At 49.4% G+C, this 24789-nt stretch carries 22 protein-coding genes; 11 read left to right on the top strand and 11 right to left on the bottom strand.

What is annotated here, in order from left to right:
• Positions 1-14: 14 nt before the first annotated feature.
• From ruvA to EL628_RS15025, 3 genes are all read right to left on the bottom strand, one after another.
• On the bottom strand, positions 15-608 hold the full coding sequence (gene ruvA / locus EL628_RS15035) for a Holliday junction branch migration protein RuvA (protein ID WP_126580743.1): 594 nt from the start codon (positions 606-608) through the stop codon (positions 15-17).
• 97 nt (positions 609-705) lie between these two features.
• Positions 706-1254 (bottom strand): crossover junction endodeoxyribonuclease RuvC, encoded by a 549-nt coding sequence (gene ruvC / locus EL628_RS15030; RefSeq protein ID WP_126580742.1) that lies wholly within the window; start codon positions 1252-1254, stop codon positions 706-708.
• 26 nt (positions 1255-1280) lie between these two features.
• A complete protein-coding gene (locus tag EL628_RS15025) occupies positions 1281-2045 on the bottom strand; it encodes a YebC/PmpR family DNA-binding transcriptional regulator (protein ID WP_126580741.1) in 765 nt (254 codons plus the stop codon).
• Between the two features lie 256 nt (positions 2046-2301).
• Here EL628_RS15025 and EL628_RS15020 point away from each other — a divergent pair, with 256 nt between their 5' ends.
• Both EL628_RS15020 and EL628_RS15015 read left to right on the top strand, forming a co-directional pair.
• On the top strand, positions 2302-2691 hold the full coding sequence (locus EL628_RS15020; RefSeq protein ID WP_126580740.1) for a YraN family protein: 390 nt from the start codon (positions 2302-2304) through the stop codon (positions 2689-2691).
• 118 nt (positions 2692-2809) lie between these two features.
• The gene (locus tag EL628_RS15015) at positions 2810-3301 is read left to right on the top strand and encodes a zinc ribbon domain-containing protein (protein ID WP_126580739.1); all 492 of its coding nucleotides are present in this window, start codon (positions 2810-2812) and stop codon (positions 3299-3301) included.
• A gap of 190 nt (positions 3302-3491) precedes the next feature.
• Here EL628_RS15015 and nrdR read toward each other — a convergent pair whose 3' ends face one another.
• Positions 3492-4022 (bottom strand): transcriptional regulator NrdR, encoded by a 531-nt coding sequence (gene nrdR, locus EL628_RS15010; RefSeq protein WP_126580738.1) that lies wholly within the window; start codon positions 4020-4022, stop codon positions 3492-3494.
• 165 nt (positions 4023-4187) lie between these two features.
• The gene (locus EL628_RS15005) at positions 4188-4445 is read right to left on the bottom strand and encodes a DUF6788 family protein (RefSeq protein WP_126580737.1); all 258 of its coding nucleotides are present in this window, start codon (positions 4443-4445) and stop codon (positions 4188-4190) included.
• 556 nt (positions 4446-5001) lie between these two features.
• On the opposite strand from EL628_RS15005, the gene hpf reads away from it, so the two are divergent.
• The 5 genes from hpf (at position 5002) to EL628_RS14980 (ending at position 9301) form a co-directional block, all read left to right on the top strand.
• Positions 5002-5622 (top strand): ribosome hibernation-promoting factor, HPF/YfiA family, encoded by a 621-nt coding sequence (gene hpf, locus EL628_RS15000; RefSeq protein ID WP_126580736.1) that lies wholly within the window; start codon positions 5002-5004, stop codon positions 5620-5622.
• 345 nt (positions 5623-5967) lie between these two features.
• On the top strand, positions 5968-6387 hold the full coding sequence (locus EL628_RS14995; RefSeq protein ID WP_126580735.1) for a cyclic nucleotide-binding domain-containing protein: 420 nt from the start codon (positions 5968-5970) through the stop codon (positions 6385-6387).
• Positions 6388-6740: 353 nt separating this feature from the next.
• Positions 6741-6998 (top strand): hypothetical protein, encoded by a 258-nt coding sequence (locus EL628_RS14990; protein ID WP_126580734.1) that lies wholly within the window; start codon positions 6741-6743, stop codon positions 6996-6998.
• A gap of 569 nt (positions 6999-7567) precedes the next feature.
• Positions 7568-8584, top strand: a complete 1017-nt coding sequence (gene glpX / locus EL628_RS14985; protein ID WP_126580733.1) for a class II fructose-bisphosphatase — start codon at positions 7568-7570, stop codon at positions 8582-8584.
• Between the two features lie 243 nt (positions 8585-8827).
• Positions 8828-9301 (top strand): DinB family protein, encoded by a 474-nt coding sequence (locus EL628_RS14980; RefSeq protein WP_126580732.1) that lies wholly within the window; start codon positions 8828-8830, stop codon positions 9299-9301.
• Between the two features lie 17 nt (positions 9302-9318).
• Here EL628_RS14980 and thiO read toward each other — a convergent pair whose 3' ends face one another.
• The 3 genes from thiO to EL628_RS14965 are packed head-to-tail and all read right to left on the bottom strand — an operon-like array spanning position 9319 to position 15001.
• Positions 9319-10446: a glycine oxidase ThiO gene (gene thiO / locus EL628_RS14975; RefSeq protein ID WP_126580731.1), complete on the bottom strand. Its 1128-nt coding sequence runs from the start codon at positions 10444-10446 to the stop codon at positions 9319-9321.
• A 4-nt stretch (positions 10447-10450) separates the two neighbouring features.
• Positions 10451-12937: a DNA gyrase/topoisomerase IV subunit A gene (locus tag EL628_RS14970; protein WP_126580730.1), complete on the bottom strand. Its 2487-nt coding sequence runs from the start codon at positions 12935-12937 to the stop codon at positions 10451-10453.
• A 6-nt stretch (positions 12938-12943) separates the two neighbouring features.
• Positions 12944-15001, bottom strand: coding sequence for a DNA gyrase/topoisomerase IV subunit B (locus EL628_RS14965; RefSeq protein ID WP_245994102.1), 2058 nt, complete (start codon positions 14999-15001; stop codon positions 12944-12946).
• A gap of 574 nt (positions 15002-15575) precedes the next feature.
• On the opposite strand from EL628_RS14965, the gene EL628_RS14960 reads away from it, so the two are divergent.
• Both EL628_RS14960 and EL628_RS14955 read left to right on the top strand, forming a co-directional pair.
• Positions 15576-16967 (top strand): helix-turn-helix domain-containing protein, encoded by a 1392-nt coding sequence (locus EL628_RS14960; RefSeq protein ID WP_126580728.1) that lies wholly within the window; start codon positions 15576-15578, stop codon positions 16965-16967.
• Positions 16968-17037: 70 nt separating this feature from the next.
• The gene (locus tag EL628_RS14955; RefSeq protein WP_126580727.1) at positions 17038-17724 is read left to right on the top strand and encodes a zinc ribbon domain-containing protein; all 687 of its coding nucleotides are present in this window, start codon (positions 17038-17040) and stop codon (positions 17722-17724) included.
• 31 nt (positions 17725-17755) lie between these two features.
• Here the strand turns inward: EL628_RS14955 and EL628_RS14950 are convergent, their stop codons facing one another.
• Positions 17756-18040: a J domain-containing protein gene (locus tag EL628_RS14950; RefSeq protein WP_218028926.1), complete on the bottom strand. Its 285-nt coding sequence runs from the start codon at positions 18038-18040 to the stop codon at positions 17756-17758.
• Positions 18041-18367: 327 nt separating this feature from the next.
• On the opposite strand from EL628_RS14950, the gene EL628_RS14945 reads away from it, so the two are divergent.
• Positions 18368-19600 (top strand): YihY/virulence factor BrkB family protein, encoded by a 1233-nt coding sequence (locus EL628_RS14945; protein ID WP_126580726.1) that lies wholly within the window; start codon positions 18368-18370, stop codon positions 19598-19600.
• Here the strand turns inward: EL628_RS14945 and EL628_RS14940 are convergent.
• A complete protein-coding gene (locus EL628_RS14940) occupies positions 19547-20437 on the bottom strand; it encodes a DUF1464 family protein (protein ID WP_126580725.1) in 891 nt (296 codons plus the stop codon). The genes EL628_RS14945 and EL628_RS14940 overlap by 54 nt on opposite strands.
• Before the next feature lie 317 nt (positions 20438-20754).
• On the opposite strand from EL628_RS14940, the gene EL628_RS14935 reads away from it, so the two are divergent.
• Positions 20755-23637, top strand: coding sequence for a sensor histidine kinase (locus EL628_RS14935; protein ID WP_126580724.1), 2883 nt, complete (start codon positions 20755-20757; stop codon positions 23635-23637).
• Positions 23638-23665: 28 nt separating this feature from the next.
• Here the strand turns inward: EL628_RS14935 and EL628_RS14930 are convergent, their stop codons facing one another.
• The gene (locus EL628_RS14930) at positions 23666-24736 is read right to left on the bottom strand and encodes a hypothetical protein (RefSeq protein ID WP_126580723.1); all 1071 of its coding nucleotides are present in this window, start codon (positions 24734-24736) and stop codon (positions 23666-23668) included.
• Positions 24737-24789: the final 53 nt, after the last annotated feature.

Below are 24789 nucleotides of genomic sequence, written 5' to 3'. Positions count from 1 at the left end.
CGGAACTGAGTTTCTTAGCGTGAGAAGGAGCGTAGTGCAAGCGTCACCTGTTGCTCCAGGGTCAGGACCTGATCCTGGGGTAATTTTGCCAGCGCAGCCTGAGCCTCGGCGGCACTAAATCCCAGCCCCATCAGAGCCTCGAGCGCCTCGGCTTGAATACGGCCCGCTGCGGCTCCATGAGGTCCACTGGCGGCCTGGGCAGTTGCTGGTGGAAGTTTTCCTTTTAGCGCAACGATAATCTGAGCGGCCAGTTTTTTGCCGACCCCTCTCGCCAGGCCCAGGCGCTGCTGATCATCGTTGGCAACGGCCTGATAAAACTCAATTGCACTCATATTTGAGAGCAAGGCCAGCGCAACTTTGGGTCCAACGCCATTAATGCCAATCATCTGTTCAAAGGCATCGCGATCGGCCTCAGTTATAAAGCCATAGAGAGCAATTCCATCTTCACGCATATGAAAATGGGTGAATAGCGAGACCTCCATCCCAGGCTCATTTAAGCGACTGAGCGTTGATAAGGGAGCAAAGACGCGAACGCCAAACCCTCCAACGCGAATAATCGCTGCATCTGGTAAGCTTGCCTCTAAGGTTCCATAAATATTTGTAATCATGAATGGCTATTGTCTATCTCCACGTGTGGATAGTCCTGCCTTCGAATCAGGACGGAAGCGCCCGAAGGCAGGATGACTGTGCATCGAATGGGAAGATCTAGCGATATTCCAGCAGATCTTGCTGGCCGTACAGATACGTTGCGGTCTGAAGATGGCAAAGGGCTACCGCAGCGGCATCAGCAGCATCATCTGGCTTTGGAATGCTCGGTAATTGCAAAAGAATCTTCACCATCTCACCCACCTGATTTTTGTCGGCCCCACCGTACCCTGTCACAGCTTGCTTTACCTGTTTGGGCGTATATTCAGCCACGGAGAGACCTCCATTGGCTAAAGCCAGCATTGCAACCCCACGTGCCTGCCCAACAGTCATCGCCGTTCGAGCATTCTTGGCAAAAAACAGCTCTTCCATCGCTGCTTCATTGGGTTGATAGGTAGCAATAATCGTACTTAACCCTTGATAAATGAGCTGCAAGCGTTGCGCTAACGGCGTTTTAGCAGGAGTTGTAATCACGTCACAGGCCAGCATGCTGAGTGTACTTCCTTGCGCCATCACGACAGCATAGCCGACAATGGCAGTGCCTGGATCGATGCCAAGCGCAATGCGTGCAGCTGGTACATGTGGCGGGAGAGTAACTGGATTATGCATGATCTCTCCCTTCAATGGTAAAGGTTCTAAGCACCGTAAGATGCCGCAAACTCCTCTGGGAAGTCCGCATTCGTATAGACGTTCTGGACATCGTCCAGATCTTCCAGCTTATCAATTAAGCGGATAGCCTGGTGAGCAACCTTCTCTTCTGAAAGCTCAACACGCGTCTTGGGTACCATGGTGCTTTCAGACTTTACGATCTTGTAATTTTGTTTCTCTAAGGCCTGGCGCACCTCATCAACGGTTGATGGATCTGTATAGATGACCAGCGTCTCATCGCCTTCTGAGTAGGGTTCAGCGTCATCTGCACCAAGATCGATGGCTTCAAGAGAGACCTCATCAGGATCTTTGCCGTTGAGCTCGATCTCAATGACGCCTTTCATCTCAAATAACCAGTCAACGCAGCCATTTTCGCCCATATTTCCAGCGTTTTTGTTGAAAGCGTTGCGAACCTCGGCAACAGTGCGGTTCCGATTATCGGTGAGGGTCTGTACAATAATGGCGGTGCCGCCAGGACCATAGCCCTCGTAGGTGATCTCTTCCAGATTTGCACCTTCGCCGCCACCCAGAGCGCGCTTGATGGTACGCTCGATATTGTCCAGGGGCATGTTTGCATCGCGTGCGCGCTGTACAGCGATACGCAAGCGGAAATTAGCATCAGTATCTCCACCGCCTCCCTCACGCACAGCAACCACGATTTCACGACCCAGACGTGTGAATAACTGACCACGACGTGCATCATTGACGCCTTTTGAGCGACGAATTTGTGCCCATTTTGAATGACCTGACATCTCAATGCTCCTCTATTTTTTTAGACGTCTATAGAATATGCCTCATGCATATTGTCTAACCTGAATGCTTTTAGAATAGCTGTCGGGCCTATTTTAACACGAACCGGCCTTCAGCGTCGAGGGGGGGCTGGCTAAGCCCTCATTCCAGGCCGTGTTCCTTGCTTCAGTCCTTTCTCCAATGTCTGCAACACAGTGGTATAACGTAGCGTACTATTCTTGAAGATGCTTTGATGGGGTGCCTGGTAAAGGATGGAAGATGAGGTTTAGACAGGGAGATCCGGCTCCTAAACAGGGTCTGGGTCGTACAGGCGAACGTCTGGCTGCTGAGCAAATTGAGCGGCAGGGATATATTATTCTTGAACGGAATTTTCGATGCGGCTATGGTGAGATCGATCTGGTTGCTGAAGAAGGAAACGAACTGGTATTTGTAGAGGTCAAGACGAGACGTGGTCAGGCCTATGGGCTCCCTGAAGAGGCCGTGACCCTTCGTAAACAGCGGAAGCTGCGGCAGGTTGCTAATGCCTATTTAGATCTGCATGCCTGCTTTGAACGAGACTGGCGCATCGATGTCGTCGCTGTTCAACTCAGTATTAGCGGGCGCTTAGAAGAGATTCGTATCTATCAGTATGCCGTGAGTGATGAATAGTTTTTGAAGGTAAAGTGGAAAACATTGGTACTCTTTGTGCGGGGACTTTTGAAAATTGGTCTAAAAGGCAATTATAGTACAATGTATTCTCATCTATTGCATTATACGGAGGCAAATAATGAGTGATTTTCTGGAATCTGCCAAAAATTTTGTGAATTCGGCGGTAAGCCGCACGAGCTGGGAGGCGCAGAAGCAATTAAAAGTTCGCAGTAAGCAGACGGAGATCGATAAGTTGGTGGATCAGAGGCGTCAATTAATGGACGAACTGGGACAGGTTGCGATGAACCTCTATCAGCAAGGAGCATTAACGGATTCGCAGCTCTCGCGACTCTGCGCCAGTATCTTCGAACTGGATCATGATCTGCGTACTCGTGAGACACAGATGCAGGATATTAAGAACGAGGCGTATCCAGCGGACCAGCTTGGACCCGCCCCAACGATGAACTACGCTCCCCCCATCTCTGGACCCTCACAGGTTCCTCCTCAGCCGATCAATGCCAGTTATCAGCCACAACAAAATCAGCCACCGCAGATACGCTGTCCTCAGTGTGGAAATACCGTCCGACCTGGCTCGGCATTCTGTCGTAGCTGTGGGGCTAAAGTGCAATAAGGGCAATGTAAAGTACCATTTCGTTGGGAGACCATTCAGGTTGGTCTCCCAGGTACGGTCTTAACCACAGAAGAAGAAGAGGCTGACGTTCTGGTTAAGCGCGTGAAGTTCATATTGTTCCTGAGCCGTAGCAGATCATCAGCTCTTTTCTCAGCCGTGTGATATGAATGAGGGGAGTAGCTGATAGAAGTCAGTCAGGATCATAGTCAGCGGGATAAAACTCTTCATCCTCTTCGCGGACATGAACGCGTGGACGCAAGTCATTTTCCGCCATTTCGCGATTGAGCAGCTTAGAGATCTCCTCAAACATCGTCTCTACATTGCCAAACGAGCGGTAGACGCTTGCAAAGCGAATATAAGCGATCTTATCGAGTCGGCGGAGATGATCCATGACCAGTTCCCCAATCACGCTACTGGGAACCTCCTGCCGCCCAAAGCGATAGAGCTCCTGTTCGATCTCCTCTACGGCCTTCTCAATCTCTCCTGCGGGGAGCGGGCGCTTCTCACAGGCTTTGCGGATGCCTACATAGAGCTTCTGTCGATCAAACGGCTCACGGCGCTGATCTTGTTTAATCACCATCAGGTGAAATTTTTCGACGCGCTCATAGGTGCTAAAACGAGCTTTGCAATGCTCGCATTCGCGCCTGCGATGAATGGCGTCGCCAATGTCGCGCGAATCTTTGACGCGCGAGTCTGTGCCTCCACAAAAAGGACATTTCATCCCTGTGTTCCAAAATCCTTACTGCGATGATAAATGTAGATATGTTAGGATTATTCTACCACAAATCGAATCCTTTTTTGTGAAGGTACAGATTGCTTCAGCCATTTGTCTGCTGAAATCAGTAGCGATAGACGTAAATCCATTGATATTGCTGGAACGCCTTCATCAGAGACGGGCTTGTGCGGCAACGACCTCTTCTTTTGGGCGGAGAGGAGCTGCAACCCCCTTTGTTGTTCCATTGCGCTGCATGCCTGGATGGATCTTCCCAACATAGCCCGAGCGGAGTCGAGAGCCTTCGCGCCAATAGGCATACCAGTAAGGGCCATGCCCCTGTCCATTGCGACAGGTACTGCAAGAATTCTTGCCACATTTGCGATATTGTAACTGATAGGTGATATGTTGATCACTCGGAATAACTGTCATAAACCACTTGCCCTTCCACAATCAAATTAACTCCAACACAACCTTCTAGGGTTAAGAATATAATACCATCAATTAATGAACATTGTATGAATTTATCCCCCTCAAAGATGAAACATTGTTCATAATTTGGCGTATATCTCTATGCAAATATGTCGTTCCATAAAACAATTTTCATCATTCACTGCCAGCGCTATTTTCGTTTGATCTCTGCTATTCTGTCTGCCTGGTAGAAAGAAGGTGCTACTGCGCATCTTAAAGGCTGCGAAATAGCGGGGCAGGCCATAAACGTTCGTCGGAATGGTCGCTTTAAACGTATCCTATATATGACAATTGGGGCCGCCTGTGGCAAGGCATGAGGACATGGCCTTTGTGAGGGCGGGGATAGGTCAAACGCTCAGGGGCAGGAGCGCTATTCTAGATCATGCTGCTTCACTGGCAAAAGCCCACCGGCTTTGATGAATCGTGATATACTATCAGTGTATACACCTTTCTCTGCTCGAAAGTTAGCTGCTTGTTCGTTATAGTGTGTTGTTGGACTGGAAAGAGAAGGCGAACTATGCAAGTTATTATTAAAAGTAGACAAATGCACGTATCTGATAATCTGCGCTCAAAGATTGAGCACAAAATCCAGCGTCTGACGCGATTTGTGGAGGATACTGCGCGCATTGAAGTAACCGTAACTGAAGAACAGACGCGTAGTGCAGATGATCGCTTTACGGTGCAACTTGCTCTCTCGACTAACTCCCATCCTATTCATAGTGAGGTGAGCGCACAAAGTGCCAGTGCGGCTCTGGATATGGCGCTCGATAAAGTTGTGACGCAATTGGGGAGACAGAAGGATCGGGCGACTACTATCCGCAGGCATCATACCCCTGGCGTGAAGGTTCTTGCTTTGTCTCGCAGTGGCGAAATCTCCTCATTGGAAGAAGAAGAAAGCCTCGAGGCGGCTGCGGCTCACCCTCCTGTTGGCGATGAAAGTAATGAGGCAATCTGGTCACAGGTCCTGGAGATTCGCCGCCTACCTACGACGCCTATGAGTGATCAGGAAGTGATTGAACATATGGAGAAAGATGGCGTTGCTTTTTATCCCTTCTTTAATGGCGAGACCAATAGCGTGAATGTGATGTACAAATTGGAGCAGGGTGGCTATGGGCTGCTCGTCCCTGCCGTCGGCTAACGCTTCTCATAAGGCGAAGTAGAATGCTTTGCCTGGATATCTTTTTGAAGCACTAACAATCGAGCAATTGCGTGAAAGCTGCTCTCTCCGGGTACGATAGCCAGGAGAGGGCAGCTTTTTTGAGTGATGATCGGTGATGTGGACGTGATAAACTATCCACAAGGGGACGTAATAATGCTATAATGGCAGAGAATAGACGCGCTTTGGCCCCGCTGGAGCGCGTTTCTGGCAATTAATAACAGATTACGTGGTCCTATTCCGAGCTCGCCGCTGCGTAAAGGCGAGTTTGTGAGGGGATCATCATTATGGGGAAAAGAAGATCTCTTTTGGAAAGGTTGTGATCTTATGAATGAAGATGCACTGGCACGAGTCGACCTCTTTTCGGGGCTTAGTAAGAAAGAGCTACAGTTTTTAACGAACAGTTGCCAGGAGCGTACCTACACTGCCGGTTCGACCTTATTTGCACAGGGCGATGCGGGTGTGGGCCTCTATATTGTGATTAGTGGGAAAGTCCGGATCATCCATAAGAGCAATCCTGAGGCCGATGAAGAAGAGTTGCGTGTTCTGGGTCCTGGTGAAGTGATTGGTGAGATGGCTCTGCTGGATGATCTACCCCGTTCCGCCAGCGCGATTGCCATCGATGATGTGAAAGTCTTGCTGTTGCCTGTCTGGGAGTTTCGCACGATTCTGCGCAATCATCCAGACATCACGCTGAACCTGCTCAGTGTCCTCAGCCGCCGTCTTCGTAAAGTTGAAGCTGAGTAAACCACTTTGACCTCTTTGGGCATCCTCCGCTAACTGAGTCCGGAGGCCCATCCCTCATGCTGTAATTCTTCTGTTTTTTTGAGATGTGCCGGGTGCAGTGAGAGCTGCACCTGGTCTTAGGGACCAAATGACTATTGTAGCTATCTTTTTTCAGCCGTTTGCTCCATTTCTTAGATGTGCTGTTGTAGCTGCTCAATCATTTGGGTCGCTTGTTGCACCGCTGCTTCCAACTGTGCCATCTGCTGATCTTTCTACTGTCTCTGTTGATCTTTTCCTACACCTACGCCGTACCTGATGGGCCCAAAAATGCAATTGTTTAATCCATTTGAGTCATCTATAAGGAAAACGATCCAATGAGTTATAGTGATAAAATGGTTTTGACATCTTATCATCTCCAATTGGGAGAATTGCCTTGCCTCTATGGGAAAAACTATTTTGGACCTGCATTGGTAGGGAAGATTGGTCGTGAAAGGCTTTTAACCACTCCTGGTGTGGAGATACGAGAATTAGGTGATGGTGGAATTTTCCTGCGTGATAAGGCTCCAGAAGATGTTATGAGCGAGCATCTTGGGTTAGTTTGGCAGTCAGACGCAAAGTTGCCAGATTTTTAGAGGTGCTGAGGTCATCCATTTCACATTAGGGAGATTTGTTGACTTCGACGCGCGAGAAATGCGTCTCGCGAGTCAACCAGAGCAAGACGATGGTGGTGCCTTCCACAGATAAAAAGGAGCTTTGTAGGCAACTACAAAGCTTTTTTTGCTGAGAGGAAGGTCATGTATCCCACATAAAAGCGGCCTGCCGTCTCTTTGTTTCGCGGCGTAGGGTCAGAAATCTCTGAAGGTTTGCATCAGCTCTTTTAGCTTTCCTGGACTGAGTCAGCTCTCGAGCCACAACTGAGCACTCTCTAAAAAGTGATATAATCAGATGAAGGTATGCGGCTCATCCATAACTGGCGATACTAGCAAGCGTACCAGAGTACTGTACGATTGAGCAGAAGGTCGTGGAACGATCACTCTCACCAACAGAGTTCACTCCATCAATCAGTGCAGACTCTCGTATTTTTGGTGTCAGAGACAACGAAGTGTGCTGCCTCGACAATGACGGAGAGTTGGCCCCTGGCGGATGTGGGTCTTATTATGCGAGTCGCCACATTCAGGAATGACAATAGAGGAAATGCAAGATGGAACAGATAGCGAACAATAATCTTCCAGATCGGTTCGATACTGATCAGGTAAAGAATCGAAACCTGGGACTCGAGCTGGTACGAGTTACCGAAGCAGCCGCTCTGAGCGCTGGCCGTTGGATGGGAAAAGGCAATAAAGAGATGGTGGACCAGGCTGCGGTGGATGCCATGCGTCACGCACTGGACGGCGTCGATATGAACGGAACCGTGGTCATTGGTGAGGGCGAGAAGGATGAGGCTCCGATGCTGTATATTGGCGAGCATATCGGCAATGGAAATCCCCCCGATGTAGACCTGGCAGTTGATCCCGTTGATGGCACACGTTTACTGGCTCTTGGTCTTCCTGGCGCTCTCGCCGTTGTGGCAACAGCCGAGCGTGGGAGCATGTATTCGGCCCCTCCAGGTGTCTTCTACATGAATAAGATTGCCGTTGGGCCCGCTTTTAGACATGTGATTGATATTAATGCTCCTGTAGCGGTTAATCTGGATCGCATTGCCCGCGTCCGTTCAGCACATATTGATGACCTGGCCGTGGCCGTTCTGGACCGTCCTCGTCACCAGGAGCTCATTCGCCAGATCCGCGAGGTTGGCGCTCGTATTCGCCTCATTGGGGATGGCGATGTTGCCGCTGCCATTCAAGCGGCGATGGAAGATTATACTGGTATTGATGTGATGATGGGAATTGGTGGTGCTCCAGAGGCTGTGCTGGCCGCTGCGGCCATCAAATGTGTTGGTGGTGAGATTCAGTGTAAGATCTGGCCACGGACAGAGGAAGAGCGTGAAAAGTTCAAGGCCGATGGTATTGATCTTGAGCGCGTCTACAGCACAAATGATCTGGTGAGCGGAGACGATGTCTCATTTGCTGCAACTGGAATTACGACTGGCGAGATGCTTGATGGCGTTCAATATTTTGGCTGGGGGGCTCGCACTTCATCTGTGATGATGCGTTCTCGCTCTGGGACGGTCCGTTATATTCAGGCTCGCCATACCTGGAAGACGAAATCAATCAAGTAACCTCTCTGATAAAACTGGTTTTGTGCCCATCGGTGGGTGTGTAACAGAGATGCATACTCCGAGCAGTGTTGTTATTCTGATGGCTCCTTCATGAAAGGATTACGCTTCATTGAAAGCTTGTTTTCTTATCATGAATGGTCCATCAGAGTAACTCTGTTGTAGAAATCTATACCGACGCTCAGCTACGATCAAAGATAGGAATCTCTGAGAGAAGGAATGAAAGCGTCATAGAAGGTGGCTCTTATGCTCAAACCTACTTCTGAACAATGGACTATTTTTGAGCAGAGTCCAGGGCAGATCGCGGCAGCTGTCCAGGATCTGACCGACAAACAGTTGCGTTTCTCACCAGGCATTGATCAGTGGAGTATTCATGATATTCTGGTGCATCTGGCTGATAGCGAGGCGGTGGGTTACTGGCGCTTCCGCAAAACACTGGCAGAAGCTGATTCTGTTCTAGCAGTGTATGATGAGGCCGCATGGGAAAAGAATCTTCAGTATGAGCAGCAGGATTGTACACTGGCACTCAATCTCTTTACGCTTCTACGTGCTGCTAACGCCGCTCTCTTGCGTATCCAGACCAGCGAGGCCTGGGAGCGCAAAAGCATTCATGCTGAACGCGGAGAGCTGAGTATCTATGACCTCTTTGAGACATACTACGAACACGGTCAGCTCCATCTCCAACAGATTAAGCGCCTAAAACGAGCTTTTCCGCTATAGGGGAGCGTCAATCATTATCACGGGCTGACAAAACGTTCAAATCCAAAGGGTTTAAGACTTGTAGGAGTATCTCCAGTCAGTACCAGTTGAGTGAGCGCCTGGGCTGTAATAGCGCTTGAGAGCACGCCAAAGCTATAATGTCCAACGGCCAGTATGACATTCTCCCAACCAGGAGCTCTTCCCAGAATGGGTTGATTGTCAGACGTTTTTGGTCGCAGTCCAGCCCAGGCTCTGTCCCAATTCGAATGCTCTAAGGCTGGCATTAATTGGAAGGCAGAGGACAATAATGAAGAGATCCCACCAGCCGTAACCCGTGTATTAAAGCCGACATCATCGTTGGTGGCCCCGATGATGACTGTCTGATCTTGCTTGGGGGCAATATAGATGCCTTTCCCAATGATAATATGGCGAACGGGAGGATTCGGCTGATGGAGCGCTAAGATCTGACCACGCTGTGGAACGATGGGTAGGTTGAGTTGAAGCCAGCGACCACATTCTGCTGCCCAGGCTCCAGGAGCCAGTATCAACTGTTGACAATGAACAACCTCGCCGCTTGCAGTAACTACGCCTGTAATCTGTGACCCATGTTTCTTCAAGCCCACTACAGGAGTTTGTGGGCGTATCTCAACTCCATGCTGGCGCGCAGCCAATGCCAACGCTTCAACGACACGAGCAGCCTTTACCTGACCCTCACCAGGGAAAAAGACAGCCCCAAAGAGCTCAGTAGTCAAAAGTGGCTCGCGTTCTCTTGTTTCAGCCTCGTTCAATAGCTGAACGTTAAGCCCGGCCTCCTGACAGGTCTGAAGCCATGTCTGTAAGCGTGCAATCCTGACTTCATGATGAATGGTACGCAACGTTCCCGACTGCTCATACTCAAGCTTCAGTCCTGTCTGCTCTTCAAGATCTGCCACTAACTGCGGAAAAAGTTCCTGGCTGGTGGCCAGGAACTGGTTATAGGCAGCCATAGGCCTGATCTTACTCTGAGGCTTAAGCCAGGAGAAGAGGCCAGCAGCCGCGCTAGAGGCCTCTCCACCAATCTCACCTCGCTCTAATAAGGTCACTTTTACCTGTTGCCTGCTGAGATGATAGGCCAGTGAGCAGCCTATCACCCCGCCCCCTACAATGACAATGTCGGGTGTGTGCATGGTGCTATTGCAGAATCAGAACATGATTGATAGGGCCAAAGACTACTGGTTCGCCTTTGCGAGCGCGGGTAAAGGCCTTGAGAGCGCTGGCTTTGAGCGTTGTTGCCTGTTCGGTCTTCCCGTTTTTCCAGCTAATAAGGAGATACTGATCTTCCTGAACAAACATGGCAAGCAGAATCTGATCATCATCGCTGAGCTCAGTGCTGACAACGCCTGTGGTGGCACGCCCCTTCTGGGGATACTGGCCCACAGGCACTTTTTTCGCCAGACCACTCTGTGTGACGATCAACAGGCTTGTAAGGTCCATGCTCTCTCCGCGTTCACTATCCAGATAGGATGCGCTGACAACCGTGGCTCCTTTTCCCAACGCCATGGCTGCGACCCCTTGACCAACGCGACCCTGGGCACGAAGCTGCTCATCGCTAAAGCGCAGTGTCTGAGCATTGCTGGCAGTCACAAAATATTCACCACGGCCACGGGAGATCAGAGCTGTCAACAGGGTATCACCCTCAGCGAGCTTCATATCTGGCAGGCCATCCACATCCGTCGTTTTGTATTCACTTAATGGCGATTTTTTGACCTTACCAAGAGCGCTAAAGGTTACAAGGTAGCGATCCTCATCATAACTATCAATTGGCAGAATCGTCACAATCTCTTCATCTGGAGCCAGTTCAAGCAGGTTTGCCAGCGGCTCACCCTTGGCCGAGCGGGTCGCCACTGGAATCCGATGAGATGCAATCTGGAAGACACGACCGGTTGAGGAGACGCATAACAGATAATCCTGAGAGGTTGTCTCAATTATTTGTCGCAACTGTTCATCACCTCTCACGGGTGTATAGATAGCCTCGGAATCTCCATTCTTGGCCCTGGGTTTGTACGTATCAACGGGCAAGACTTTGACCGCCCCGGCTGCGGTAAAGGCAACCGTCATTGGCTCGCGTTCATGCAGGCTTTCTACGACCTCAATAGGTGTGTGAATGGTGCTCTCTGCATCGATTGTGGTTCGGCGCTCATCGCCAAATTGTTTGATTAACTGTTGCATCTCTTTTTTCAGCAACGAGATAAGTGCCTTGCGATCAGAGAGAAGTCGTTCCCATTGAGTAATCCGCTCACCCAGCTCGTTCTGCTCTTTTCCATATTTGCTGGCATCCAGGCGTGTTACTTGAGCCAGCGTCATAGAAGCGATGACGTCAGATTGGATGGCGGTCAACGCATAGCGTTGCTCAATCTCTCGTCGTGCTGATGCGCGATCCTCAGCCTCCTGGAAGATCTTAACGATCTCGGCGGCATGCGTGGAACCAATAATCAGACCTTCCACTACGTGCAAGCGTTCACGTGCTTTGCGCAGATCAAATTCAGTTCGGCGCGTCAAAATATCTATCTGATGAGCGTTCCAGTAATTGAGCAGCTCAATCAGACCGACCTGTTTCGGCTGTCGTGCAGCTTCCATAGGCGAACCAAACAGGAAGACTACCTGGAACGACAGAGCAATCTGAAGGTCTGTATCGTTATAGAGCTGTGAGAGCACCTGAGCAGCATCGGCATCTTTGCGTAGCTCGAGTACGATGCGCGTCCCTTTCTCCGTATCACTTTCATCGCGTACATCTGGCATCAGGCCTTCCAATTTGCGAGCATTGATCGCTTTCACAATCGAGGCTTTCAGCTTATCGCGGCCAATGGGGGGAATCTGGGTGACGACCAGCGAACGGCTCCGGGGAGTCTCTTCTAAGCGTACTTCTCCTCGTACAATGATGCGCCCTTTGCCATTCTTGAAATAATCGCGGATTCCTTCAACCCCAATGATGCGTCCACCCTGACAAAAGTCTGGGCCCTGGATATAGGTCATCAATTGCTCGACGCTCATCGTAGGCTGATCTAATAGGGCAATACAGGCTCGCATCACCTCGCTCAGATTATGAGGTGGAATATTGGTTGAGAGACCTACTGCAATGCCACTGGATGGATTGACGATAGGAGGAAGACGCCCGGGCAGATAATCGGGTTCAACAACCTTGGGATCTTGCTTATACGTTGGATGAAGTGGCACCGTATCGCGTTCGATATCAGCCATCAGAGCCTCTGCGATAGGTGACAGGCGCATCTCTGTATAACGATAGGCTGCAGGATCATCCCCATCCTCACTCCCCATATTGCCCTGCCCTTCGATCAGCGGATAGCGCATCGTGAAGGGCTGTGCCATACGGACAGAAGCATCATAGACAGAGGCGTCCCCATGTGGATGATAGTTTCCAAGAATGAACCCTACCACCTCGGCACTTTTGACAGTGCTGCGAGATGAGAGATACCGCGCCTCCAGCATTCCAGACAGAATGCGGCGCTGAACGGGCTTTAAGCCATCACGAGCGTCTGGCAGCGCTCGATCAGTGACGACGGAGAGCCCGTAAGTAGCAAATGCCTGTGACAAAATGACCGAAAAATCTTCCTTTACAATGCCAGTCTCTGTTGTCGTATCAGTTATATTCCGAGCCATTACTTTTTATACATCCAATTCTTTAATCTTACGGGCATGCTCTGCCAGGAACGTCCGCCGCCGCTCTGCATTTTTATCTTCCATCAGTTCCATGACCAGTCGTGCAGCTAAGACCCCATCTTCCATTGTGACCTGCTTGAGAACACGCCGGGCAGGATCAAAGGTCGTATCGCGCAGCTCTTTGGGGTTCATCTCGCCCAGACCTTTAAAGCGCTTAAACTCTAGATTTTGTGAGTCTGGGTGTTGCTCAATAAAGCGAATCCTTGCTTCATCGTCTAAGAGCCAGTTGACTTTGCCTTTATATTTGACTGAATAGAGCGGTGGGCAAGCAATGTAGACAAAACCACGTTCAATCAAGTCGCTAAACTCTTGATGGAAAAGAGTTAAGAGGAGACACTGAATATGGAGTCCATCGACATCAGCGTCAGTTGCGATAATAACACGATTAAATTTTAAGCGTGTGATATCGAATGTGTCGCGCGTACCTGTTCCCAGCACATTGATGATGGTACGAATCTCTTCGTTCTCCACAATGCTTTTAAGATCAGCCTTTGCCACGTTGAGAGGCTTCCCTTTGAGCTTTAAGACAGCCTGGAAATCTGAGAAGCGGCCCTGACCGGCGCTACCACCAGCCGAGTCACCCTCAACAATAAAGAGCTCAGCGCGCGATGGATCAGGTGTGTTACAGCGCAAAAACTTTTTCGAGAGCGTTGTATCAATCAACTCGCCATTTTTCTTTGTGCCAGCGCGAGCCAGCTCTTCGACGAGTTGCGCTTCATTTCGCGCTTTTTGCATCTGCTGGATCTTCTTCAACCACTCTTTTCCAACATTTGCATTGCTCTCAAACCAGTCTTTCAGGCCTTCATCTACAATCGAGCGTACAATTCCTTCGACTGGAGCATTATTCAGGCGATCTTTTGTCTGCCCTTGAAACTGTGGATTAGTCAACTTTACTGAGATAACGACATTGAGCCCTTGTTGAATAACTTCGGGCCGGAAGCCATCGCGCTCACGATTGCGAATAATATTCCACTTCAAAGCATAATCGTTCACAACTTTGGTGAGTGCTGCTTTAAAACCAGTCTCATGAACGCCGCCATCGCGAGTGCGTACTGCATTCGCATAACTATACATGGAGATTTTGTAGCCTGTTGTTGGCTGTAGTGCAATCTCAACATGGACATCATCTTTATCTTTCATGATGCTGAGCACATTTTTGAACAAGGGCGGATTTGTGCTCAGAGCCAGATCTCGTACATAATCTGGCAGACCATCGCGTGAATAAAAGACCCGCGAGATCTCTTCATTTGTAGCATCATCCCATGCATCCAGATGGAACGTCATACCTCGATTGAGGTACGTTGCAGCTTTCAGGCGACTTTCTAATGCCTCAATTGAGTAATAAGCATCAGGATCAAAGACCGAACGATCGTAGAGCCAGCGCAGCTGCGTCCCATGTAGTTTGGGATCACAAGGCTCGATCGCATGTGGTAGCGCAGTCCCACGACTGAAATTTTGCGAGAATTGTTGACCATCTTTCCAGATCGTCACTTCGAGTTTTTCGGAGAGTGCATTAATAACGGTTGAACCAACACCATGGAGACCGCCAGCCGTCTTATAGGCTCCTTCAGAGAATTTTCCGCCCGAATGGGGAACGGTTAAAATAACAGTGGCAGCAGGAACATATTCTCCCTGATACAGCATCAGGTCAAATGGCATACCTCTCCCTTCATCCCGCACCGTTACCCAGCCTTCCTGATCGATCATAACCCAGACATGTTTTCCATAACCTGCCACAGCCTCATCAACTGCATTATCCAACGCCTCCCAGATCAAATGGATTAAGCCGGAGGTAGACGTTGAACCAATATACATGCCCGGGCGATGGCGGATGGCGGCAATACCCTCTAACACCTGGATATCGGCAGCCGAATAGTTCTCTGGCTTCTTTTTTGTACGCCCTGTCGCTTTTGTCTCTATTTTTGGTGTGTCTTTCTCTTCACTCTCATCAATCTGTTCACCAGTGCTCCTCGTGGGAAGAAGTGAGAGCTGATCTTGCAGCACATCAGACTCATCTCGCGTAGGAGGGGGTGCTTTGGGGGAACGGAACATCTACCCTTATACCTCTCTTCAGAATGCTTTCATTGCATAATTCAGCATACAGCCTTCAATCCCGAAAGTCAAGACACCTTTGGACCAAAAGTTCTAATCCCAATAGGGGGCACCATTTCTGGACTTGCCATCTTTTTTCTGATTCTCACCACCGCTTCCAAAAATGACACTGAACTAAAACGACTATAGCATACACCTGGTTGGCAAGAGGGCGAAACTCTCCTGATTGGTACTTCTGCCCGGTACGTAGGCCAGATGCGGGCTATCCTGTTGGGAATGTCGCTAGAAACCCTGCTCGAGAGCCTGTTCTCTTTTTGAACCGTTTGCTCAATCTATTTCTAGCGAAATTGCTCGTATCATATGTGTAAAGCCAGAACATGATTCCTCGCGCTACGATCTATACGCTCATTCTTCCACATGGGATTGTCTTTTTATGCTGCATCGATTATAATTACTTTTGACTGTCATATACTGTCATAGTTTTGAGCATTTGACAATTCCCAAGTAGGAAGGATGGCGTAGCAGCATGCCACGGCCGTCTAAATATATACCCCCAACGACAATCGGTGGTCGTCTCCGCGCCGCTCGCGAAGATTTGCATCTTTCACTGGCGGATGTTGCTCATGGTCAATATAGTACCAGTCTGATCTCTCAGATCGAGCGCAACCGCATTGAGCCATCCCAGGAGAGCCTTCGCTTTCTGGCTGAACGGCTCCAATTGTCTTTGCCAGAGCTCCAGCAGCTTGCTCGCCAGAGTCGTGAGCAGGATCAGCAAAATCATCCCACTCAATCATATGAAGAACTACGTCGCTCCGCAACAGAACTTCTCGAACGGGCAGAAATCTCTTCTGCCCTCCATCTCCTTGCTACCCTCTCGTTTCCTCAGATTCCACCAGATCAGCGTTGGCGATTGGCTGCCCTACGTGGGCATTGCTACTTTGGGCAGCGCAAATTTCTTCAGGCACAACAAGATTTTATCTATGCTCTCCATGAACAGTCTACCTCGCAGACGCATCTTTCATCATTGCAGCCAGAACGTATGTTGCTCCATCTTCATCTTGCTGCTACCTATCGCGAACTGCGTCAGTCAGAAGCTGCGCTAGAACAGTATTATCTTACCCTGTCATTGATCTCGCGGGAGACGCCTTTTGACTATGTGGCAGAAGCTCACTGGGGCCTGGCACTTCTCCATCTCGAACAGGCTCATAGGCTGTCGAGAACTGCCGAGGAGGAGATCAAAGAGGCTCTGCACCATGCTCTGAAGCATGCCGAAAATGCGTGCTTTCTCTATCGCTCGATTAGCGAACTACGCCGCGCAGCTGCCGTTACTTGTCTGATTGCTCAGATTGAGCAGGAACTGGGGTCGATCGATCACGTCAAAAAGCTGCTGACTGAACTGCTTGCTCATTGGTCTCCTTTGCTGGTTGAGCCAGCTGTTTCTTCAGATTCGAGCGTGCTAGAAAAAAATCAGCATCAGGAGATTGCCAGTATTGTCTCTTCGGCTGCCTGCTCCCTTGCCGATATTGAACTTCAGGCGAAAAATTATGCGCAAGCATTGCTTTATGTAGAGCAGGCTTTAGCAGCTGCCCAACAGAGCTATAAGCTTCGTCGCGCCGAAGCGTATGTGATGCTCGGGCGTGTATTCGAGTCTATCAATGCAGAGACGGATGAAAGCGCGCTGGCCAGGATCTGCCCCTCTCAGATTGAGCAGGCCTTTAGTCAGGCAGTGGAAGAGCTCTCAACGACGCATCGCATCGCCGCTCGTATCAGCATCCATGTCCGGTTTGGTCGCTACCTGCTCAAGATCGGTAAGATTGAGGATGGTGAACAGCAGTTGGAGCTGGCTCGACAACTCTCGGACCTGGTCTCGGCGAGCAATCATTCCTCAACTTTACTGGAAGATGTGACCTTGCTCTAAATGTGCTATAGTAGCAGTAATAGTTTAGCACTACAAGCAGGTCAGTAAGGCAGGAGGGAAGTCGAAAGCTATGAAGCCCATTACAGGTCAATATGAATGTGTCCACAGCTCTGGCGTTGGACTGGATTATTTTACGTCTCGCATCGATCGGCTTGTGCTCCTTCCGAACGGAACCTTTACGCTTACTGTGCAGACACACAGTCGTGCTACCCATGCGGCGAAATCTTTTGCGAAAGGCGAGCAGACCTCTCTCTCTGCCCCTGAAAATCGGTTGGAGGGGAGCTATACCTGTACTGAGACTCAGGTCGATCTCACGTTTGCCAATGGCGGCTTTGAGCAGGCTCACCTAGCCCCTGATGGGACAGGGCTTCAGATCGGGCCAAATTTCTTTACAAAGGTCTCCGACTCCACTCTTTTGCCCTCGACCCATCGTCTGAAAAAGGATATGGATGATATCGCCAGAGGGCTAAAAATTGCCAGCACAATTGGCGGAATAGCCATGAAGGCTGCTAAAACTATTCAAGGTGGTATTCAGTCCGTTCAGGGCAATGCGCAGAACTCTCCTGAAACTCCCAATCCACCACTCACTACCTCTACCCCACCAGTCATGCAACCTGCTCCAGCTCAGCCTGTCCAGCCGAGCATTCAACCTGGAAGCCCGGCTCAACCAGCGGGTGCTCGCTTCTGCGATCAATGTGGCGCTCCATTACGAGTAGGGAAGCGCTTCTGCAATAATTGTGGAGCTCGCGTTGTTTGATTGAATTTGAATAGACAGAAAGAAATGATCTTTAACGCTGAGGGTCTTTCATCAGTAACTCATAGGCTGCAATAATTTTCTGCATCTGTCTGGGATCGCCTCCACGGTCGGGATGATAGCGTTTGGCAAGAGCTCGATAACGCCGTTTGATCTGTTCTGGAGTCGCATTCAATGGCAGGCCCAGGACCGCCAGTGCTTGCTGACGCTGAAGCACTGCCCGCGCTGGATTGGCACCACTTCCCCAGAGGGATCTCATCCCAATTCGTACAACATCCCACAGTAAAGAGGCAAAAGATTTTGGGGGCTGTGAACTCATAAATGTATTCTTCCACTCCTGTATAAAAATACCTGTTTAGAAGATCTAGAGTAGATAGCGTTCTGACACTTTCTCGTCCTGTATAAAAATACCTGTTTAGAAGGTCTAAAATAGAGAGCGTTCTGACACTTTCTCTTATACTATACGGCATAGCGTGAGATAGTGAAACGTAAAGCCCCGATAAACCGTGGATGAACTAACAGGAAGGTGCACTTTTTTAAGAGTGAACAGACCAGAATGATTTGTATTCTAAATGTGAGAAGCACCTCCAGCTAGTCTTTTTATACTGCATCCAGTCCATTTTTTTATAGAGGGGAACGATCGAAGATGGCAAGTGATACACACGGCTTTCGGCGTAATGTGTCAACCTCAGGGTTCACTAACATGCTGAAGCGCGAAAGCAGTCCCTGGAAACAATTTTTTCAGAAGTTTAGCAATGATTGGTCAATGACGTTTGCTGGCTCTTTAGCCTATAGTCTGCTAACTGCTATGCTCCCTATTGCAATTGCAGTGCTCTCTATCCTTGGCTTTATTCTCGGCAGCCACATTAATTATATTCTGCAACATCTGGATATTATTCCAGGCATTAAACCTAATGATCCAACCATTAGCAATGCTCTGAAGCAGTTCTCCAATGGCGCAAGCCTTCTGGCCTTTATCTCTATCGTGCTGGCGATCTTTGGTGGTTCTCGCCTGTTTGTTAGCATGGAGGGCTGCCTGGATATTATCTACCGTGTTCGCCCACGCCCTTTGCTTCGACAGAACCTCATTGCAATTTTGATGATGGTGCTGTTTGTCATTCTCGTTCCAATTATGGTTTTTGCCTCAACCCTTCCAGGTATTCTTGTTGGGATTGTAAGCAACAATCCCTCTTTGAGCAAAATTTCATTCTTGAATTTTTTGCTTCAGAATCAAGTTACCGTCTATCTCACCGGTCTGGCTGGCGGGTTAATTGCAGCCTTCATTCTGTTTGAGGCGATCTACGTCATTGTTCCTAATCAAAAGATTAGCTGGAGTAATAGTTGGCAAGGAGCGCTGGCTTCAGCCATTGCTTTACAACTCTTTATGACAGTTGTCTTCCCTTTTTACAGTAGTCATTTTATGAGCAATTATGTAGGGCAGATCGGGTTTGCAGTGATTCTGCTCGTGTACTTTTACTACTTTGCGGTGATTTTGCTGCTTGGAGCTGAGATTAATGCATTTTTTCGTGAAAATGTGCGCCCTTTACCCAACGATCTGGCGACCTTTGTAAGCACGATGGCTGGAAAACTCAACAAAGATACGCCCGTATACGAAGCGCATAAGCATGTGAATGCAGAGCCTACTGAGCAGGCAGACCATCATCATATTGTAGAAGCTCGTGAGCAGGAGGAACGTAACTCTGTTGAGAATGTTGCCAGACAGCAGCAACTACTGGCACAAACAGAGTCAGAAGCGCCCAGGGCTCAGCAAAAACCTCATGCGTTCTCAAGCATTCTTCCAAGTATTATTCAAGGCATGATTGGCTCAACTGTGGCTCTGATAATTGAGCTCTTTCGCCTGAGGCAGAGAGAGAAGTAAGTGTTGAACAACCTCTGCGGCAAGGCTGGACTGTGACAGACCTTCGGCGAGAAGTGACGCTCCACGAGCAACCTGAAAGGCTGCTGGTTCGGTCTCTGCCAGAGGGAAGTGGTAGAACTGATAGTGCTCATCCAGACGTTCAATGACGGCATTTTTCATTTCACCACTGTGTACGCTGCGATCATACACTACGACATCTTCGAGATGATGAATTGCCTGGAACCCTGCCAGCTGGCGCGTCAGGCTCTCCCAAAAAGCTTGCTCGCAGATGTTCTGAGCCTGCTCTTGAGCATATTCACTGGCGGCTGACAGTGAGAATACCTGCTCCTGTGCATCAATCAGTAGCCCATCAACTATAACGGCCAGACGATATGCATACCGGGTTGTCGTACGTTCGAGCTCCAAAAAGAAGAAACGCATCTCTGGCCAGGCGGCATCTTGCTGACGCATTCGATACAGCAGATTGGCAACCATGCAGACCAGATCAGAACCTCCCATATGCTGCTGAAGCAGACGCCGGTAAGGTGGAATCGTTGGTACAGAAGCAACATCTGGAATGTGATAACATCTACTACTGGCTTTCTCAATTGCCGATAGAAATGTCTGTTCACCCTCCCTCAGACCAATCTTATCCATCTCATAGATTTCGCTTAATGTTGTTGGCCAGGGCGAGGCTAAAGCGATTACTGGCTCTGGATAGAGTGCGCAGGTTTGCTCTACGTATGCCTGAACGGCCTGCAGATCTGCAAATTGCTGATACTCTACAATCTGACTTTTCTCGGTGAGGCAGATCCGATAGGATAGGTCACCAATTTCAATTCCAATACTCAATGCCACAAAATCCCTCCAAATAAATTTCTTCGTGGGTCTTATTATAGCGATGACCTCTTCGAAAGGTCAACGCGTCATAGCGTTTCTCCCTTCCTCAGTCGTCTCTTTTACCTACAAATTGACGCCATACCTTTCTTGACTCATCAACAATTAATCTGTTACACTTTGACTCAACCGGGGAAAAGCCCCATTGCCCTGGATTTACAGAGTCCTACATTGCTTGCTTGTCAGCTTCAGATAAACCGTAGAGCATGTACGGATCAATGTTGCCTGCATCATCGCGTTAGCTGTTGCAATCACATAGGCCACTAGAGGTCACGAGTATGCGAAACGAACATTCTTTATCGACGCATAACCAGGAACAAGCGAGACTCCTTAAAGCATTGCGCGAAAGCGAACTGCTTCGTGAGCTCTCCGAATTATTGGCTTCCTCATTGGATACGCCGACGATTTTACAGGTGTTGGCTCGTCGCACCGCAGAGGTCTGTGAAGTTGGACGCTGTTCCGTCTGGCTGCTGGATGAGAAGCAGCATCAACTCATACCTTCTGCGTACTATTTTGCGGCCACAAATGTAAAGAAAAAGGTCCTCGAGAGTGCCAGCCGTGTCTGGCCGCATAGCACGCTTCCTTTTGATGACCCACTCTTTCAGCGCCTTCAATTGGGCAATGGATTACTCTTTGTGGAAGACCTGCGTCTTGAGGCAGGTATGCAACAGATTGCCAGAGATTTTTCGGTTCGTTCCATTCTGCTGGTTGCGCTCCTGCGAGAGAACCGTCCCCTTGGTATTTTGACTCTCGATAATTTGTCGGCGATGAGCCCGATTTCTCGTGAACAACAACAATTAGCACGTGCAATTGGACAACAGGCTGCGGTAGCCATTGATAATGCTCGTCTCTATCAACAAGCCAGGGACGAGAGAAGTCGCGCTGAACGATTGATTGAGCGAGCCCAGTCTATTTATCAGGTCGCTACCGCCGTGAATGCTGGCGAGCCCTTGCCATCGATCATGGAGATGGCCACTGGTCATCTGCTCCATGGGCTCAATGTGAAGAGTGTTGCTATTGTGCTTCTTGAGAAGCAGACATTGACGCTAGCTACCCATACGCATTCACCGCCTCCTCAAGTCGCTCCTGCATTGATCTCAAACGTTCCGCATTTACAGGCTACTCTCAAAAAAGGCGCTCCTCTCTTTCTCAATGCTCAGCAGCTAGAGGGCTCGTGGTGGCAACAACTCCTGCTGGAGAATGTTCTGCTTGTTCCTTTGCTAGCAGGGAGCCAGCCATCTGTTGTGCAGCCGGGAAAGAAGATTGGGCAACGCAGTGTAGGCTTTGTCTTACTGAACTATGGCCAGGACGTGGTCGCGCCCTCACCTGGTCAGCAGGCCTTTGCACAGGATATTGCTGCCCAATGCGCTCTTGCGGTTGAAAAAGCACAGATGCTGACAGCGATGCATCACGCCAGTGCCCTTGCTCATGAGCAGGCTCAGACCCTCAGTGCTGTCTTTAATGCGATGACCGAAGGCATTATTGTGTTCAACATGGAAGGCCAGATTATTCTCAGTAACGAGCTCTCTACACAATTTGTTCATGCGACCCGCAATGACAAGAAACGTTTAGTAGCCTATTTGCAGAATAATCAGGCTTTCACTCTCGCTGGTGAGCCAATTGCAAAAGAGAATTTTGCACTGGTTCGTGCTTTGCGCGGCGAGTATATTCATGCAGAACGGTTTCTTACCATTCAGCCTGATGGGAGTGAGCAAGCGGTTGAGATCAATGTGGTTCCGCTCTTTGATAGCGAGGAGCGGCAGATTGGCATCGTCAGTGCTTTTCGTGATATCACGGAACAGATGCGTGTCGAGAAGCGGATTCGACGGGCTCTGGAGGCTCTCCTCAATGCTGCTCAGGTTGTCTCCGGTATCACCACGATTCAAGAGATTCTTTTCCGTATTCTCTCGATGACTATGGAGACTTTTAGTATTGAACGCGGTGTGGTCCTGCTCTATGATCAGACGCAACAGGATTTTACCCTGTTGTTGGAGAGTGGATTTCAGACAACGGACATTCAGCATTGGCTCTCTCAGCAACGGCGCTGGCTCGTTCCTGAGGATTCACGATACCTGTCATTGCACACGCAATTGATGGAGAATCATTCAACAATGGTCAGTGAAGAGATCTTTGATGAAGAGAGCCAGCGATATCAACAGACATTGATTCTTGCTGCCCCCATTATGCAAAATCAGCGCCTCCTTGGTGTGATGCTATTAGATCGTTCGAGTAGCCATCCTGCTGTCAATGAACAGGATGAAGAGATGTATCACCGAGAGATGCCCCTGCCCCAACCCATCCGCTCTTTTCATGCCTGGGATACTGCCATTATCGAAGGGATTATGCAACTCGCTGGTCTGGCTATTGAGCAAGCGCGCTGGCAGCATGAGGTTGAGATCGCCCGCACCAATGAAGCCACGATGCGAGAATCAAATGCCTTGAAAGACGAATTCCTGGCGTTTACCGCCCATGAGTTCCGCACGCCACTCACCGTGATTCTCACACATAGTCAGATGATGGCCCGTCTCATCAATAAATCGCCAGCCGTTCCCAATGAGTTGAAAGAACGGCTGAAAGAGAGTACATCTTCCATTCAGGAGCAGACGAGACAGCTCACCAATATTGTCAATGCCTTTCTCGAAGTGACGCAATTGAATCGAGGGCAGATCAATCTTCTGACAGAGGTGCTCAATCTGGAAGATGTGATAAGAGAGGCGATAGAGACTGCGAGTGCCACATCGGCACTGCATACACTGAGCTATACCGTGGCTCCATCCTCTGTTCCCTATCTTCTCATGGGTGATCGTGCTCGGCTCTTGCAGATCTTTGGGAACCTTTTGCAGAATGCTATCAAATATAGCCCACAGGGCGGCCCTATCTGTATTGAGCTCTCTCAGCCTCAAGACGGAGATGGCAGAAACGTCATCGAGGTCAGCATTGCTGATAAGGGTGTTGGGGTTCCAGCCGACGCTCTTCCCTTCCTCTTTGATCGTTTCTATCGTGCTCCCAACATCAAAAGTAGTCAGGCACGAGGAATTGGATTGGGACTGTATCTCGTGGCCGAGTTCCTCCGTATGCATGATGGTTGCATCCGTGTAGAGAGTGCTGGCATCGAAGGTGAAGGGACCTGTTTCACCCTGACCCTCCCTTTACATGAGTAATCATCGAGCCCTCCCTCATCAGGTCATCTCACTGCTCCTGATGAGTAACAACGACATAGTTAAACGGAGTCCTCATAGCAGCTGGAGCAGTGAGATGAATAGTAAAACCAACCTTCGGCTGAAGAGAGATATATTGCACTACAACCGGGCCTGGATTGGCTGTAAGCGTCACAAGAACGACGCTAGAAGGGGTGATCACAGGATTGAGGATAATACTCTCCCCTTGCCCACTTTCAAACACGCCTGAGCCCGAGAGCGTTTCTACGCTTGCTCCACCTCTTAGTGCTGGTAAATAGCTACTCAGACTCTGTTCGTATTTGCGGAGCAGCTCAATAATTGGCAGATGGTTACCAGTTACTCCCTCTTCCAGCTCCGGTCCAACGATGGGAAGATGGCTACTTGTGACACTAAATTCATGGGCGATAGAATAATGCGAAAGCTCAGTTTTATCTCTGCCACCTGCATCAATCCTCTGTTCAAGATGACTTCCATACTGACGTGTGAAAGTCGTGGCCATAGGGGCCGTCTCCAGACGAATCTTACTATGCCGACCTGCTAAGCGCTGCCGTTGCACTCCAGGATGAACTTTCTGATTCTGTGTAAGTGAAGGAATAGGTGGCAGACTTTTTCGCTTGGCGGTAGGTTGTTCCGCCTCGGTCTGTTCAGATGGTGGCTCACTGGGTTTAAACGTTTTATCACAAGGTTGCACCACATAAGGAGCCGCCGATCTGCCAGCATTTGCGTCGACAGCAATAAAAGAGGCCGTTAGCCGTTGGGCAAAGCGTAATAAGACACTTTCATGCGTATTTGTGGTAGATTTCCATCCTTCCATCTCGTGCATGTTCTCGGTGCCAGGCTTCACCACAGGCATAGGACGTGACTGCAAACTTAACCGAGGAGGAAAAAACATAGGGCTTGTCGTCAGGCGATTCTGAACACTGGTTGGTTGAAAACCCTCATCTCGACTGAGCTCATCTAACCACCCTGCCTGCGAGCCTTCTCGCAATGTCTCTACCACAGAGACTGAGAGATCCAATCGTTCTCGCTCAAAACGCGACAAGACTTTTGACTGTTGACCTTGCTCTTTATCCACAACCATCACACAACTTCCCTCTACAAGGTAAAACAATTTTCGGATACATAATAGATAGA

Source organism: Tengunoibacter tsumagoiensis (assembly GCF_003967535.1).
Taxonomy (GTDB): domain Bacteria; phylum Chloroflexota; class Ktedonobacteria; order Ktedonobacterales; family Ktedonobacteraceae; genus Tengunoibacter; species Tengunoibacter tsumagoiensis.
Note: the sequence above shows the minus strand (reverse complement) of the source record. Positions and strands in the feature narration are given on the sequence as shown.